The 14,010-nt window shown below is 69.7% G+C and carries 15 protein-coding genes and 1 pseudogene; 6 read left to right on the top strand and 10 right to left on the bottom strand.

Translation table 11 applies throughout. The annotated features are described in order from the left end of the window. Positions 1 to 469: 469 nt before the first annotated feature. Positions 470 to 2,101, bottom strand: a complete 1,632-nt coding sequence (locus AB0I43_RS30765; protein WP_356981209.1) for an acyl-CoA dehydrogenase family protein — start codon at positions 2,099 to 2,101, stop codon at positions 470 to 472. A gap of 72 nt (positions 2,102 to 2,173) precedes the next feature. Between AB0I43_RS30765 and AB0I43_RS30760 the strand changes: the two genes are divergently transcribed. Together AB0I43_RS30760 and AB0I43_RS30755 are read left to right on the top strand one after the other, a co-directional pair. After that, positions 2,174 to 3,205: a crotonase/enoyl-CoA hydratase family protein gene (locus tag AB0I43_RS30760; protein ID WP_356981208.1), complete on the top strand. Its 1,032-nt coding sequence runs from the start codon at positions 2,174 to 2,176 to the stop codon at positions 3,203 to 3,205. A gap of 169 nt (positions 3,206 to 3,374) precedes the next feature. Then, entirely contained in the window at positions 3,375 to 3,578 is a 204-nt protein-coding gene (locus AB0I43_RS30755; protein ID WP_356981206.1) for a CsbD family protein, read from the top strand. Between the two features lie 47 nt (positions 3,579 to 3,625). On the opposite strand, the gene AB0I43_RS30750 is transcribed toward AB0I43_RS30755, so the two are convergent. The 3 genes and pseudogenes from AB0I43_RS30750 to AB0I43_RS30740 all read right to left on the bottom strand — a co-directional run bounded on the left by AB0I43_RS30750 (position 3,626) and on the right by AB0I43_RS30740 (position 5,252). Further along, a complete protein-coding gene (locus AB0I43_RS30750; RefSeq protein WP_356981204.1) occupies positions 3,626 to 4,294 on the bottom strand; it encodes a S1 family peptidase in 669 nt (222 codons plus the stop codon). Between the two features lie 110 nt (positions 4,295 to 4,404). Continuing rightward, a pseudogene (locus tag AB0I43_RS30745) lies at positions 4,405 to 4,548 on the bottom strand (ANTAR domain-containing protein); the annotation flags it as partial. A gap of 80 nt (positions 4,549 to 4,628) precedes the next feature. After that, a complete protein-coding gene (locus tag AB0I43_RS30740) occupies positions 4,629 to 5,252 on the bottom strand; it encodes a PAS and ANTAR domain-containing protein (protein ID WP_356981240.1) in 624 nt (207 codons plus the stop codon). A gap of 186 nt (positions 5,253 to 5,438) precedes the next feature. Here AB0I43_RS30740 and AB0I43_RS30735 point away from each other — a divergent pair, with 186 nt between their 5' ends. After that, positions 5,439 to 6,248 carry a DUF72 domain-containing protein gene (locus AB0I43_RS30735; protein ID WP_356981202.1) on the top strand — a complete coding sequence of 270 codons (810 nt, stop codon included), beginning with the start codon at positions 5,439 to 5,441 and terminating at the stop codon, positions 6,246 to 6,248. A gap of 93 nt (positions 6,249 to 6,341) precedes the next feature. Here the strand turns inward: AB0I43_RS30735 and AB0I43_RS30730 are convergent, their stop codons facing one another. Both AB0I43_RS30730 and AB0I43_RS30725 read right to left on the bottom strand, forming a co-directional pair. Then, positions 6,342 to 7,271, bottom strand: a complete 930-nt coding sequence (locus tag AB0I43_RS30730) for a phosphatidylinositol mannoside acyltransferase (protein WP_356981200.1) — start codon at positions 7,269 to 7,271, stop codon at positions 6,342 to 6,344. Positions 7,272 to 7,331: 60 nt separating this feature from the next. Continuing rightward, a complete protein-coding gene (locus tag AB0I43_RS30725; protein WP_356981199.1) occupies positions 7,332 to 7,520 on the bottom strand; it encodes a hypothetical protein in 189 nt (62 codons plus the stop codon). Positions 7,521 to 7,690: 170 nt separating this feature from the next. On the opposite strand from AB0I43_RS30725, the gene AB0I43_RS30720 reads away from it, so the two are divergent. Beyond that, positions 7,691 to 8,077: a DUF5994 family protein gene (locus AB0I43_RS30720; RefSeq protein WP_356981197.1), complete on the top strand. Its 387-nt coding sequence runs from the start codon at positions 7,691 to 7,693 to the stop codon at positions 8,075 to 8,077. On the opposite strand, the gene AB0I43_RS30715 is transcribed toward AB0I43_RS30720, so the two are convergent. From AB0I43_RS30715 to AB0I43_RS30705, 3 genes are all read right to left on the bottom strand, one after another. Continuing rightward, a complete protein-coding gene (locus AB0I43_RS30715) occupies positions 8,057 to 9,346 on the bottom strand; it encodes a hypothetical protein (protein ID WP_356981195.1) in 1,290 nt (429 codons plus the stop codon). The two genes, AB0I43_RS30720 and AB0I43_RS30715, sit on opposite strands and share 21 nt — an antisense overlap. A gap of 160 nt (positions 9,347 to 9,506) precedes the next feature. Continuing rightward, positions 9,507 to 9,701, bottom strand: a complete 195-nt coding sequence (locus AB0I43_RS30710) for a ferredoxin (RefSeq protein ID WP_356981193.1) — start codon at positions 9,699 to 9,701, stop codon at positions 9,507 to 9,509. Continuing rightward, on the bottom strand, positions 9,698 to 11,167 hold the full coding sequence (locus AB0I43_RS30705) for a cytochrome P450 (RefSeq protein ID WP_356981191.1): 1,470 nt from the start codon (positions 11,165 to 11,167) through the stop codon (positions 9,698 to 9,700). The genes AB0I43_RS30710 and AB0I43_RS30705 overlap by 4 nt, the downstream gene beginning before the upstream one ends. Before the next feature lie 101 nt (positions 11,168 to 11,268). Between AB0I43_RS30705 and AB0I43_RS30700 the strand changes: the two genes are divergently transcribed. Beyond that, positions 11,269 to 11,925 (top strand): TetR/AcrR family transcriptional regulator, encoded by a 657-nt coding sequence (locus AB0I43_RS30700; RefSeq protein WP_356981190.1) that lies wholly within the window; start codon positions 11,269 to 11,271, stop codon positions 11,923 to 11,925. A gap of 18 nt (positions 11,926 to 11,943) precedes the next feature. Here the strand turns inward: AB0I43_RS30700 and AB0I43_RS30695 are convergent, their stop codons facing one another. After that, positions 11,944 to 12,975, bottom strand: a complete 1,032-nt coding sequence (locus AB0I43_RS30695; RefSeq protein WP_356981188.1) for a cation diffusion facilitator family transporter — start codon at positions 12,973 to 12,975, stop codon at positions 11,944 to 11,946. A 216-nt stretch (positions 12,976 to 13,191) separates the two neighbouring features. Between AB0I43_RS30695 and AB0I43_RS30690 the strand changes: the two genes are divergently transcribed. Further along, on the top strand, positions 13,192 to 14,001 hold the full coding sequence (locus AB0I43_RS30690; RefSeq protein ID WP_356981186.1) for an SAM-dependent methyltransferase: 810 nt from the start codon (positions 13,192 to 13,194) through the stop codon (positions 13,999 to 14,001). Positions 14,002 to 14,010 lie beyond the last annotated feature (9 nt).

Genomic DNA, 14,010 nt, shown 5'->3' with positions numbered 1-14,010 from the left:
GCCCGATTCAACGGCCGCGCCATCCAGCACCCGCACGATCCGATCAACAACCGCGCCAACTCGCCGCTCCGCCAGCCAGCACACGCGCCGCCCGGTCAACGGCCACGCCAGCCCGCCGCTCCGCAGTCCAGCAAGCACACCCTGGCCTATCCAACAGCCATGCCGCCCCGGCCTCCAGCAAGCACACGCGCCACTCGCGCTCCGGCCTGCGCCCACCAGCGGGCCGCGCCGGCCCTTCAAGCCGCCACCCAGCGAGCACACCCACTGCCCGATTCGACAGCCGCGCCAGCGCAGCCAGCACACACCGCCCGGTCAACGGCCACACCAGCCAGCCCGCCCGCCAGCCGGCCAGCACACCGCCTAATTCAGCTGCCTCGCCAGCCCGCGCAGCCAGCACAAACGGCCCGATTCAACAGCCTCGCCAGCCAGCCCATGCACGACCCGATCAACGCCCGGGCCAGCCCACCGCCTACCCGAGCTTCGGCGTCGCCCGATCTATGATCGCCGCGGTGTCGACCCCGGTGGGCAGCGTCCCGAACACATCGCCGTGCTCACCGCCCAACCGGCTGACCGTGAACGCGTCTGCCACGGCGGGGTGCCCGTAGCGGACCAGCAGCGCGGCCTGCAGTACCTGGGCCATGTCGCCGACGACGCGGCGGGCGCGGTGCTGGATCGTGTCGAAGTCCGCGAATTGTCCTTCCAGGCGGGTGATCGCCGCGTCGAGGTGGCGGTCCGCGCCTGCGGCCTGTTTCACCTCCTCGAAGTAGGCGGTGAGCGTCTCGGGCTGTTTGGCCATGGCGCGCAGGGTGTCCAGCGCGGCGACGTTGCCCGAGCCCTCCCAGATCGAGAGCAGCGGCGCTTCGCGGTAGAGCCGCGGCATCCGCGATTCCTCGACATATCCGTTGCCGCCCAGGCATTCCAGCGCCTCGGCCGCGTGGATCGGCCCGCGTTTGCACACGTAGTACTTGCTGACCGCGAGCGCGATGCGCCGCAGCGGATCGGCGCCCTCGACCCCGGCGACGGCACGGTCGGTGAGCTCGGCCAGCCAGAGTGCGACGGTGGTGGCCGCTTCGGCCTCGATCGCCAGGTCGGCCAGCACGTTGCGCATCAGCGGCTGCTCGGACAGGCTCGCGCCGAACGCTTTCCGGTGCGCGGCATGATGGGCGGCCTGGGCCACGCCGGTGCGCATCATGGTGGCGCTGCCGATCGTGCAGTCGAGCCTGGTCAGGTTGACCATCTCGATGATGGTGGGCACGCCCCGGCCCTCCGGCCCGACCAGCCAGCCGACGGTGTTGTCGTATTCCACCTCGCTGCTGGCGTTGGAGCGGTTGCCGAGCTTGTTCTTGAGCCGTTGCAGCGCGAGGGGATTGCGGGAGCCGTCGGGCAGCACGCGCGGGACCAGGAAGCACGACAGCCCGCCCGGGGCCTGCGCGAGCGTGAGGAACAGATCCGACATGGGTGCGGAGGTGAACCACTTGTGCCCGGTGATCCGGTAGCTGCCGTCGGGTTGCGGCACCGCGGCGGTGGTGTTGGCGCGGACGTCGGAGCCGCCCTGCTTCTCGGTCATGGACATGCCCGCGATCAGCCCGCGCTTGTCCTGCGGGGCGCGCAGGCCCGGATCGTAGTCGCGCGCGGTCAGCAGCGGCTCGTAGCGCGCGGCGAGTTCGGGGTTCGCGCGCAGCGCCGGCACCACGGCGTAGGTCATCGAGATCGGGCAGCCGTGACCGGCGTCGACCGGACCCCAGACGCTCAGCTTGGCGGCCCGGGTGAGGTGCGGGTTCGGCCGGGTGTCGGCCCAGACCGCGCCGTGCAGGCCGAAACTCACGGCGTGCCGCATGAGCTGGTGGTAGCTCGGGTCGTAGACGACCTCGTCGACGCGATGACCGTACCGGTCGTGCGTGTGCAGGACCGGCGGGTGCGCCTCGGCGAGATCGCCCAGCTCCTGGGCCGCCGCACTGCCCGCCAACCGGCCGATTTCGTGCAATTCGTCGAGCGCGTGCCCGGCCCCGGCGCGCTGCAACGCCTCGAGGATCACCGGCTGCTCGGCCGCGTCGTAATCGGTCAGGGGCGGAACCTGATTGGTCACCGCGTGTGTGGTCATGCGAACTCCTAACGCCCGACTCAGTATTACAATACATGATCAGTTGACACAAGCATGTAATACGATGGCGGCATGGACTCCGAGAAGCACTCCGGTACCCGTCCCGCCGCCTGGTACGAGGGGCTCACCGAAGGACCCGACGCACCCTGGGCCGGGCGGCCGCTGCCCGATGACACCGCCGTCACCTATCGCACGCTCACCTACGAGGTGGACGGCCGGATCGCGCGCATCACCTTCGATCGGCCCGAGCACGGCAACGCCATCACCGCCGACACCCCGATCGAGCTCGCGCACGCCGTCGAGCGGGCGGATCTGGATCCGCGCGTGCACGTCATGGTGGTCTCGGGCCGCGGCAAGGGGTTCTGCGGCGGTTACGACCTGTCGATCTTCGCCGAGAACAGCTTCGATCTCGGCGTCGGCGCGCACGACACCGCCGGCACGGTGCTCGATCCCGCCATCCAGGCGGCCAACCACAACCCTTGGGGCACTTGGGATCCCATGGTCGACTACGCCATGATGAGCCGATTCAACCGCGGCTTCGCGAGCCTGCTGCACGCGAACAAGCCGGTGGTGGCGAAGCTGCACGGCTTCGCGGTGGCGGGCGGCACCGACATCGCGCTGTACGCCGACCAGATCATCTGCGCCGACGACACCAAGATCGGCTACCCGCCCACCCGCGTGTGGGGCATCCCGGCGGCGGGCATGTGGGCACACCGCCTCGGCGACCAGCGCGCCAAGCGCCTGCTGTTCACCGGCGACTGCCTGTCCGGCAAGCAGGCGGAGGAGTGGGGCCTGGCGGTGGAGGCGCCGCCCGCCGCGGAACTGGACGAACGCACCGAGGCGCTGCTGGAGCGGATCGCGCGGATGCCGATCAACCAGCTCGTCATGGCCAAGCTGGCGCTGAACAGCGCGCTGCTGGCCCAGGGCGTGCAGAACTCCGGCATGATCAGCACGGTGTTCGACGGCATCTCCCGGCACACCCGCGAGGGCTATGCCTTCCAGCTGCGCGCGGCCACGACCGGCTTCCGGGAAGCGGTACGGGAACGGGACGAGCCGTACGGCGACTGGAAGCGCGGGCAGTTCGAGCAGCCGAAGCAGGAGTAGCTGCGAGATAACGATCTCGGCACTGTTCTGTTGCTGTCACCGGATAATGCCCAGCTCATCGATATGCATCGCACTTCTCTTGCGAATTGCCACGTGCGCGCTGACGTATCCCGGAGCAGTATCGGGAGGGCGTGCCCACCCGGGGCGCGACACGATCGGAGGTTCTTCGATGTCTCTGCGCGACAAGATGGACGACGCCGCCGGCAAGGCCAAGGAGGCCGTCGGCAAGGGCACCGACAACGACCGGATGGCCGCCGAAGGCAAGGCCCAGCAGGCCGAAGCCAAGGCGAAGGACGTCCTGGACGACGCGAAGCACGCCCTGGGCGAGATGGCCGACAAGGCCAGGAACGCGCTGGGCGGGCACAGCAAGTAGCCCTGGGCCGAGAGCGGTGCGGGCAAGCCCGCACCGCTCTCGCGGTTCTACTGGATCGGATGGAACCCCGCGCCGACCTCGCCGCGCGCTTCCAGATCAGCGCTGATCGCGCTCATGTTCGTCCCCACCTCGGGCCCCAGGCAGCCGATCGCCAGGTAGGCGTTCACCATCCCGACCAGGGTCGACCCCGCCATCACCGGGGCGCCCGAGTCACCTTCGAGCACGCACAGCTGCGTCCAGGTCTCGTGGTGCGCCGCCCGCAGCGGGCCCCACACCACACCGCAGCTGGTGCCGGTGGTGCGGCCCTTCTTGCACACCACCGCCGGGAACTGCGCGGGCGCGCCCATGCCGGTGATGGTCGTATCGCCGACCCGGGCCACCGGATCGATCTTGCCGGGCGTGAATTCGATGAGCGCGTAGTCCAGCTCCGGGTTGGAGTAGACGAAGCGGCCCACCACCCCGAAGTTCGGATTCGCCTCCGTCACGACCTGCGCGCCCGCGTCGCCGCAGTGCCCGGCCGTCAGCCCGAGCAGCCGGCCGTCGCGGTCGTAGCCGACCGTGGTCAGCGTGCACTGGGACTGGTTGTCGATGATGATGCCGGAGCCACCACCCACCACCGGCGGCGCGGCCGCCTGTGCCGTTCCGACCGCGGCGAAGGAGATCGCCACCGCGGCACATGCCGCACCCAGAGCCCGGCGACCGGCTGGTTCGTTCATCGCACCCTCGCTTCCGACGTCATCCACTGGAACTCGTGCTGTAGCAATTGATCGAACCGTCCGCGCAGGTAGGCCACCGCCGCCCGCGATCTCGACATCTCCGGCAGCTCCGCGACCAGTCTGCTCGCCAGCACCCGGAGTTTGATATTCGTCTCCTGGGACCGCTTGCGTAATACATCGAAAGCCTGCTCCGCGGTCAAGCCGTACACCAGCATGAGCGCACCCTTGGCCTGTTCGATGACCGCCCGCGAAGCCTCCGGATCGAGTAGCTCCCCATCCACGCCAGTCATATGTACGCACTACCCAGGCGGTGCGAGTACACACGTCCGAAAAGCTAGCGCGGGCGTTCGTGCATGGTCAGTAGTACATGGTCGAACCGGGAGCGGAATCCGACCGGCGCGCCGCCGAGGTCGCCGAGGGCCCCGATCAGCAACTCGGCCACCCGGCGCAGCTTGGTGTTGGTGTCCTGGGAACGCCACTGCAGCACCTTGAACGCCTGGTCCGCACTGATGCCGTAGACCAGCATCAGCACGCCCTTGGCCTGCTCGATCACCGCCCGCGCCTCGATCAGATCCGGGAGAGTTTCGTCCAGAGTCGCACGGCGGTTCTCCGATAGCGTGTCGGTGACGTCGATGTAGTAGCCGGTGGTGCCGGTGACGTTGCCGCGGTCGTCGAGGAGTTGATCGCCGACGACCAGCACCTCGCGGATCTCGCCGCCGGTGTCGAGAATGCGGTGCCGCGAGCAGAACGCCTCACCGGTGGTGGTCACCGCGTTGAGCGTGTGCGCCACCTCGGCGCGATCGGCGGGATGCTTGTGCGCCAGCAGCAGCTCGGTGGTCGGGACCACGCTGCCCGGCGCGTATCCGTGCAGCAGCGCCACCTCGTCGGACCACTCCCAGCGCTGGTCGGCGAACCAGAACCGGAAACTTCCGATGCTCGGCCGGCTTCCCGGCAGCACACGTTCGCCGACGCTCGTCTCGTTCGGGTCGAGGTGCTCGATCTCGGTCACGGGCCAATTATCCGACGAGAGGCCCCCGCGCACAGCATTGAGATCGTCCGCCGCCCGATTGTGGCCGACCCGCAACCAGCGCGGCCGATGCGGGCGCGCTAGCGTTTTCGCATGCGGCTTCACGTGGGATGTGCGATGTGGAGACACGCGGCGTGGCAGGAAGGGCAGTTGCCCGCGAGCGAGGCGTTGCGGGTCTACGCGAGCAATTGCACCGCCGTGGAAGGGAATACGACCTTCTACGCGACACCGTCGCCGGCCACCGTGCGGTCCTGGGCGGACCAGACCGACCCGGATTTCCGGTTCCTGGTGAAACTGCCGAAAACGATCACGCACGAGCGCCGCCTGATCGAGGCCGACGCGCTGCTGCGCGAATTCCTGACCGCGATGCAACCGCTCGGTCCCCGGGTGCACGCGTGGTGGGTGCAGTTGCCCGCCTCGTTCGGGCCCAACGAACTGGGGGCGCTGGCCGGGCTGCTGCGCGAGTTGCCGTCGCACGCGGCCGTGGAGGTGCGGCATCCGGCGTTCTTCACCGACGAGCGCGCCGCCCGGTACCTGGAACAGGTGCTCAACCGGGTGCGCGCGGAGTGGGTAACCTTCGACACCACAACGCTTTTCGAGGGATTGCCACAGAGCGCCGCGGAGCAGGAGGCGTGGTCGAAGAAGCCGCGGGTGCCGCGCAGAACGCTGGCGCTGACGGAGTTTCCTGTCGTCCGCTATCACGGCCGCGACGACCCGGAGCGCACGATCGCGGGCTGGCAGCCGTGGCTGGACACTGTCACAGCGTGGTTGCGCGAAGGCCGCTCCCCCACTGTCTTCATCCACACCCCCGACAACGCGAGTTCCCTGCCACTGGCCCGCCGCTTCCACGACGAGGTGCGCGCCCGGCTACCCGAGCTGGAACCCCTGCCCGAACCCGAGCCAACCGAACCGATGACGCTGTTCTGATCTAATTCTAATTGGCGCATTCCGCGATGCCAGTGACCGCCCGCCGGACGCGCATCCCCGCCTACCGGAACCCCTGACACTGCTCGAGCCGACTCACTCCGGAATACCCGCAGCCGCCCGCCGAGCCCGCATCCGCGCCTGCCGGGAAGCCGAGAAATCCGCGGTCCACAGGGGTTGCAGCATGTGCCAATCCGCCGGGTGGGCGGCGATGCCCGCGGCGAAACTGTCGGCCAGCAGTTGGGTCGCCCTGGCCACGCCGTCCGCGGTGTCGATCGGCGCGCCGACCGAGAAGCCCCAGCCGTCGCTGGTGAACCAGCAGTGCACCGGGAGCAGATCGGCGCCGGTTTCGATGGCCAGGCGCGCGGGCCCGGCCGGCATCCGCGCCGCCTCGCCGAAGAAGCTGACCGGGACGCCGGTGCCGGCGATATCGCGCTCCCCCAGCAGGCCCACCAGCCGACCCGCGCGCAGCCGGTCGGCGAGCTGCTCGAAGGGCGGCGCCTCGGCGCCGGTGAGCGGGATGATCTCGAAGCCCAGGCCCTCCCGGAAGCGGACGAACCGCTGGAACAGCGATTCCGGCCGCAGGCGCTCGGCGACGACGGTGGGTGTGCCGACGCGGCGCACCACCCAGATCCCGGCGAGATCCCAGTTGCCGCTGTGCGGCAGGGCCAGGATGACGCCGCGCCCAGCGGCTTTGGCGGCGAGGATGTGCTCGAACCCGACGGCGGAAGCCTCGATCCGGGCGGTGAGCGCGACCGGATCCATACCGGGCAGACGGAACGCCTCGCGCCAATATCGCGCGTAGGAGCGCAGATTGGCGCGGACGAGCTCGTCGGGCACCTGCTCGGGCGGGACGCCGAGCACGCGGGAGAGGTTGCGCCGCAACTGATCCGGCCCACCGTGCCGCCGGGCGGCGAAATCCGCGGCCGCGTCGAACACGCCGACCGCCCACCGCTCGGGCAGCGCCCGGACCAGCCGCCAGCCCGCCGCGTAGCCGAGGTCGGCCGCCCGCTCCCTGAGATTCACGCTTTCGATTGTTCCTGGGCGCCGGGTGGTTCGGGGGCAGTCGGAGCGGCGGCGCGCCGATCAGTTGTCGCGACCGCGCGGGGCTTGCGGCACGTGGCCGATGAACGGCACTCTGCGCTGGCGAGTCTCGTTGGTGTCGAGCAGGATTCGGAGCCACGAGCGCAACCGCGCCTTGTCGGGCGGGCGCTGCTCGATGGGGGGTATCCGGGAATTCGAAACCGGCCGGGCCATGGCTGCCTCACGATCCACCGGGTATTCGGCACGCAACTGCGTCGTTGTGCGGTCGCCGAAGTCTAGGGCAACTCACTCAGGTTACCCGCCCGGTCACCTGGGCAAACAGTCCCGCGCGGCCGGCAGGCTCCACGGAGCCGTCCGAACGCCGCGTGTAGGGTGGATTTCGTCGGAAAAGGAGCCGTGACATGGCGCCAAACCACCTTCGGCTGCTCTGCGGCCGGCAGCACCTGCCCTCGGTGAACACCGCTCAGGTGAAGTTCAGCCCCACCCCGCCGCAGTTCGGTGGCATCGACGGGGTGTGGTGGCCCCGTACCCGGCATCTGAGCACCGAGCTTCCGCTGTTGCTGACGGCGTTGCACCCCCATGTCGGCCTGCCCTGGCGCGTCGCCTATCACCCGCACGGCTGGGCATTGGGCACGCCGCGCACGCTGATTCTCGGCGAGCGCACCGTGCAGCTGGTGCCGCAGCGGTTCGAGCTCGGCAATCTCGTGCACATCCTCGGCGTCGACGGCGCCAAGATCGTCCTGCGGGTCATCCCGCCCGCCACCCGCTCACGCATCCCCTTCCGGTGACCGGTCGGTGGCGGGCCGGCGTAGTCGGCGCACCAGGAGGAAGCCCACGGCACAGCCGAGGGAGACGACGAGCGCGGCGAAACCGGGGGTCACGTCGCTGAGCAGGCCCGGCTCGGCGTACATCCGCGGCCGGCCGGTCTGCCGGAACACCCGCCCGTGCATGGCCACCACCAGGCCGGGCACGAAAAGCATTGCGATACCGAGCATCAGACTCGCGCCCTGCACCGGCATCGACGCGGTGAAGCAGTATCCCGTGACCCCGGCCAGCACGACGCCCGCCGCGGCCAGCACGGTTCCCTGCGTGTCGCCGACCAGCAGGGCCAGCCCGGCCAGCCCCACGGTGGCGGCCATCCCCAGCGGCGGCAGCGACCAGCGCGCGCCCAGCCACAACCCACCGGAGCACGCGCCGACCAGCATCGGCACCAGCCAGTTGGACTCGGCGGTGAACACGATCGCACCGCCGACCGCCGACAGCGCGATGGTCTGCAACAGCAGCAGGCCGTCGCGGTCCGGCAGCAGCAGCGCGGCGACCGTGCCCGACAGCACCGTCGCGGCGACGACCAGCATGATGTGCAGCAGCGTGCTGCCGTGCCGGGCCAGCCACTCCGAGCCGAGCAGCGGCACCGTGGTGGTCACCAGCGCCGCCAGGATCGGCCGTAACGGCAGGTCGACCGAGGTGTCCAGCGCGTCCACGCGCGGACCGCGCAGCGCGCACAGCACCGCCAGGGCGACGGTGGGCCAGATCAGCCACAGCGGCGGCGAGTCCACGATGAACCCGAAGACCGGCGAGTTGCGCACCGGCGCGCCGGCGTCGGACGCCGAGACGCTGACGTCGCCGAGCGCGAGGCTGAGCAGCGCTCCCAGGGTGAAGACCACGGCGGGCAGCAGTCTGGTCACCGTGGCGGCCGCGACCCCGCCCAGCAGCACGCCACCGGCCATCGAGTCCACGTAGTTCAGGGTGGTCAGCGGGGCCATGGTGGCGGAGATGGCGCCCAGCAGATGGTTGACCAGCAGAATCGCGACGCCCGCCACCGACACCCACCAGGCCACCCGGCGCGAGTTCGCGGCGCTGGCGAACGCGGCCACCAGCACCGCGATCAGGCAGCCGATGGCGGTGGCGCGGGGCATGCTGTAGCCGAGCAACTCCATCTGCAAGGTCGAGGTGCCCTCGGCCCAGGCCAGTGAGATAGGGGTGGTGAGCGCCAGCCCACCGATCACGGCGGAAACGAAAGCCGTGACCAGTTCCAGGGGACTGGCGCTGAATCGCACCAGCTCACGCTATCCGAGCCGACCGAGATTGCCGGACATTTGAGAGCGAACCGCAGCCGGGTCAGGCTGTGACAACGCACCCGGCGCACACCCACGGCAGGCTGTTTCGACTGAGCGACGCGCAGCCCCACTGTCCAACTCGCGTCACCCATGTCTGCCGTCAGGCTGTTCCCGATCGCAGCGCTTGGACGGGGCAGCTGTCGATCGCCAGGCCGACCAGCTGACGGTCGTCCGCGGTGACAGCATCGGCGAGCACGGTCACCATCCCTTCGTCGTCGACCCGGAACAGCATGGGCGCGACAGCTTCACACATGCCGTGGCCCGCACAGCGCGCCCGATCGGCGACGATTCTCATCCGGTGATCCGCCGCAACGTGATCGGCAGGCCGTCGGCCGGGGTGGGGCCGGTGCCCGCCACCAGCGGCACCCGGTAGTCGGCAGGCACGGTCCACCGGTACCGCAGCAGCACTTGGTGCAGTACGGCTTTCACCGTCATGCCACCGAAGTAGAGGCCGATGCACTTGTGCGCGCCGCCGCCGAACGGCGCCCAGGTGAAGCGGTGCGTCTTGTCCTCACGACGGGCGGGCGCGAACCGCTCGGGATCGAAAACATGTGCGTCCGGCCAGTATTCGTCGGTGCGCATCATCGCGTAGGGGCTGCACATGAGCAGCGTGCCGCGGGGCAGGTAGTAGCCGAGCAGAGTGGTGTCGGCGATGGTTTCGCGAGCCTGCTGGGCGACGGGCGCGTAGAGCCGCAGCACTTCGCGGAACGCCAGATCCAGGTCGGGCAGCTGGTCCAGATCGTCGTAGTCGAGCGAATCCTTGTCCAGGGCACGCGCTTCGGCGCGCAGCCGTTCCTGCCAGTCCGGGTTGCGGCCGAGTTCGTAGAGCAGCATGGACGCGGCGATGGTGCTGGTGTCGTGCGCGGCCATCATCACGAAGATCATGTGCTCGACGACCTCGTCGTCGGTGAAGGCGTGCCCCTCCGCGGAGCTGGCGCGACTGAGCACGCTGAACAGGTCCGCGCCCGAACCCGCTCGCTTGGCGGGCAATTCGCGCCGGAAGTAGTCGGCCAGGTACCGCCGCCCGCGCAACCCGCGCGCCCACACCCCGCCCGGGACACCGGCCCGGACCAGGGCCTTGCCGCCGGCCACCGCGTCCTCGAAGGCGCGCGCCAGCCGCGCCCCCTCGGGACCGAGTTCGGCCCCGGCGAACACCTCGGTGGCCTGCGCCAGCAGCAGCTGCTTGATCGCGCTGTAGGCGTGGAAGTTCCGGCTCGGCTGCCAGGCCGCGATGCCCTGGGTGAGGCGCGGCGTGGTCAGGTCCAGGTAGCCGACGAGGCGGGGCCGGGTGAAGGCCTGCTGCATGATCCGGCGATGGAACAGATGCTCGTCGAAATCCCGGAGCAGCAGGCCCCCGTGAAAGAAGGGGCCGATCAGGAACTCCCAGCCGCGCTGCGCGGAATACACCTTGTCCCGGTCCAGCAGCACGGCCTCCAGCGCCGCCGGACTACCGACCGAGACCACCCGCCGCCCCAGGATCCCGAACCACTGGATCGGGCCGTAGCGCTCGAAGCGCTTGCGCGCGAAGGGGATCGGGTCGGACAGGGTGCTCAGGGTGTATCCGATGCCGGGCGGGCCGAAATTGCCCATGATCGGCCGTAATCCGCTGCCGGGCGGTGGTTCCGCCAGCGGCACGGCGGGCGCGGGATAGCGCTCGGTCAGCCGCGCGCCGACCCGCTGCACCCGCCCGGCGACCCGGGCTCTGGCCTGGCGGACGGCTCCGGTGGCGGCATTGCTTGCCTGCGGCACGAGCAGACTCATGATCAGCACCTTTCGTGTGATGCGAGTCACTCGACTGTATCGGAAACGGAGATTTCCGTAAACGTTTGTTTCCCAATATCTTCCGTGCCAAGCTGGGCAGGGTGAGCAGAGCATTCACCGGCACCTATCGCGGCACCTCCACCGCGGAGCGCCGCGAGGACCGGCGGCGGCGGTTGCTCGACGCCGCCCTCGACATCATCGGCACCCAGGGGCTGGCGGCGCTCACCGTGCGCGGCCTGTGCGAACAGGCCCGCGTCGGCCCCCGCTTCTTCTACGAGGCCTTCCCCGATCTGGACACGCTCGCCGCGGAACTATTGGTGGAGATCCAGGATTCGGCGCTCACCCGCGCCCGGGCCGCGGTCGCGGGCACCACGGGGGCGCCCGCCGACCGGATCCGCGCCGGGGTCGCCGCGCTGATCACCGACCTCACCGACGACCCGTGCCGCGCCAAACTGATTTTCGCCCAGGCCTACGAGAACGAAGTGCTGATGCGCGCCCGATTCGCGGGCATGCACCGGGTCGCCGAGGTCATCGTCGAACAGGCGCGCCTGGTGCTGGACCTGCCGGACGGGCAGGACACGGCCCTGGCCACCGTCTCGCAGCTGATCTCCGGCGGCGCCGCCGAACTCGTGCTGACCTGGATCGACGGACATCTGCCGGTCGATCGCGGCACCCTGATCGAACTGCTCGCCGACTACGCCATCGACATGATCGACCGCCTGCCCGCAGTCGGCGCGCGCCTGAACCCCGGCCGCTGACCGGGGTTCAGGGCAAGCTCAGGAGCGATGCACCGGACCGTGCGCGTCGGCGCAGTGCAGATCGTCGGCGGGCGGGGCGTCCGCGCCGACGTGGTCGACCTGCAATGTGGTGTGCTCCAGGCCGAATTCGTCGTGCAGCACCGCTTCGATGGCCGAGCGCGCGGCGTGGCAGTCGGCGCCGGCGTCGACGAGGACGTGCGCGGACAGTGACGGCTGACCCGAGGTGATCACCCAGACGTGCAGGTCGTGCACCTCGACGACCGGCGGAATGCCGACCAGCCGGGCGCCGATGGCATCCGGGTCGAGGTGCGCGGGGGCGGCCTCGAGGAAGATGCGGCCGGACTCGCGCACCAGACCCCAGCCGGCCTTGAACATCAGGGCGGCAACGACCAGGGCGGCGATCGCGTCGGCGCGGGCCCAGCCCGCCAGCCAGACCACCGCGCCCGCGATGGCGGTGCCGATGAAGGCGTACAGGTCGTTGAGGATGTGCTGGAAGGCGCCTTCGACATTGAGACTGCTGCGGTTGGCCTTGCTGATGCACCAGGCGGCGAGGATGTTGACCACGATGCCGAACAGCGCTGTCACCAGCACCAGCGGGCCCTCGACGTCGGGCGGGTCGATCAGGCGCTGGATGCCCTCGTAGACGAACCAGACCGCGAGCAGCAGCAGCGTGATGCCGTTGGCCTGGGCGGACAAGATCTCGGCGCGCTTGTAGCCGTAGGTGAACCGGCCGCCCGCCGGGCGCAGCGAGAGCCGGATCGCGATCAGCGCGAGCACGATGGACACGGCGTCGGTGAGCATGTGCGCGGCGTCGGTGATCAGCGCCAGCGAGTGCGCGAGAATGCCGACCGTGACCTCGGCGGCCATGAACGTGACGATCAGCGCGAGCGCGAGCCCGAGCCAGCGCCGGTCCGAATCGACGGAAACGCCGTGGTCGTGATTGTGGCCGTGATCTGCGCCTTTGCCGTGATCGTGCGCGGGCGCCGAGGCCGGCGCGACCACGCCCACCGCCGCTTGCGGCTGCTCCGCCCCGCAGTGATCTCCACCCATATCCCAGCGTCCTCGTCTCGTGTGTACGGCTTCCGTCGCACAGCTTAACTCAAAGTGCATGCATGCGCATGTCTGCATCTATTACCTGAGGCAAGGTATCCCATCGGTTGCCCCGTGCGCAATCGTGATCTTCTGGGATGCACCGCGATTGGCTGATCCGATTACTATGCGGGCATTGCCTTTCGGGGCTTTCGAGTGTGAGTCAGAGGGGTTGACATGGATAGGCCGGCGTGGGCGCCCGAGGGCGTGGACATGCAGCAGGCGAGCCCGGCGCGGATGTACGACGCCCTGCTGGGCGGTTCGCACAATTTCGAGATCGACCGCCAAGCCGCCGAGATGGGCAAGAAACTGGTGCCGGATCTGCCCCGCCTGGCGCTGAGCAACCGGGCGTTCCTGCGCCGGGTCGTCCGGTTCATGGCCGAGGCCGGCATCAAGCAGTTCCTCGACATCGGCTCCGGCATCCCGACCGCGGGCAACGTGCACGAGATCGCCCAGAGCATCGACCCCGAGATCCGGGTGCACTACATCGATATCGACCCGGTGGCCGTCGCGCACGCCAACGCCATCCTGCTGGGCAACGAGCACGCGGCCGCCACCGAAGCCGATCTGCGCAAGCCCGACTCGCTGCTCGAGCAAGTGCGCTCGGCGGGGCTGGTCGATCTGGAGCAGCCGGTCGGCGTGCTGCTGATTGCCGTGCTGCACCTGCTCGCGGACGACGACCGGCCGATCGAGATGGTCGCCGCGTTACGAAACGCGATCCCCACCGGCAGCTTCGTCGCGATTTCGCATCTGACCTCGGAGCTGCGGCCCGAGGACGCGGCCCAACTGGGCGCCAACGCGGCGAATCAGAATCGAATCGGCATCCACTTCCGCAACCGCGCGGGCATCGAGGCTATGTTCGATGGGTGGGACCTGGTCGAACCCGGAGTCGTCGAACTGCCGGCCTGGCGGCCCGAATCCGAGCGCGATCGGCACGAGGCGCCCGGCCGGTCGCTGGGCCTGGCGGGCGTCGGCCGCAAGGGCTGAGCGCTGCCC

Origin of the sequence: Nocardia sp. NPDC050435 (assembly GCF_040655395.1) — a bacterium.
Lineage (GTDB): Bacteria > Actinomycetota > Actinomycetes > Mycobacteriales > Mycobacteriaceae > Nocardia.
This window is presented reverse-complemented; position numbering and strand designations above follow the sequence as displayed.

What these genes read in the sequence shown, in the direction of transcription:
- AB0I43_RS30765 (WP_356981209.1), bottom strand. Translation starts at nt 2,101, where the DNA reads ATGACCACACACGCGGTGACCAATCAGGTTCCGCCCCTGACCGATTAC.
- AB0I43_RS30760 (WP_356981208.1), top strand. Translation starts at nt 2,174, where the DNA reads ATGGACTCCGAGAAGCACTCCGGTACCCGTCCCGCCGCCTGGTACGAG.
- AB0I43_RS30755 (WP_356981206.1), top strand. Translation starts at nt 3,375, where the DNA reads ATGTCTCTGCGCGACAAGATGGACGACGCCGCCGGCAAGGCCAAGGAG.
- AB0I43_RS30750 (WP_356981204.1), bottom strand. Translation starts at nt 4,294, where the DNA reads ATGAACGAACCAGCCGGTCGCCGGGCTCTGGGTGCGGCATGTGCCGCG.
- AB0I43_RS30735 (WP_356981202.1), top strand. Translation starts at nt 5,439, where the DNA reads ATGTGGAGACACGCGGCGTGGCAGGAAGGGCAGTTGCCCGCGAGCGAG.
- AB0I43_RS30720 (WP_356981197.1), top strand. Translation starts at nt 7,691, where the DNA reads ATGGCGCCAAACCACCTTCGGCTGCTCTGCGGCCGGCAGCACCTGCCC.
- AB0I43_RS30710 (WP_356981193.1), bottom strand. Translation starts at nt 9,701, where the DNA reads ATGAGAATCGTCGCCGATCGGGCGCGCTGTGCGGGCCACGGCATGTGT.
- AB0I43_RS30705 (WP_356981191.1), bottom strand. Translation starts at nt 11,167, where the DNA reads ATGAGTCTGCTCGTGCCGCAGGCAAGCAATGCCGCCACCGGAGCCGTC.
- AB0I43_RS30695 (WP_356981188.1), bottom strand. Translation starts at nt 12,975, where the DNA reads ATGGGTGGAGATCACTGCGGGGCGGAGCAGCCGCAAGCGGCGGTGGGC.
- AB0I43_RS30690 (WP_356981186.1), top strand. Translation starts at nt 13,192, where the DNA reads ATGGATAGGCCGGCGTGGGCGCCCGAGGGCGTGGACATGCAGCAGGCG.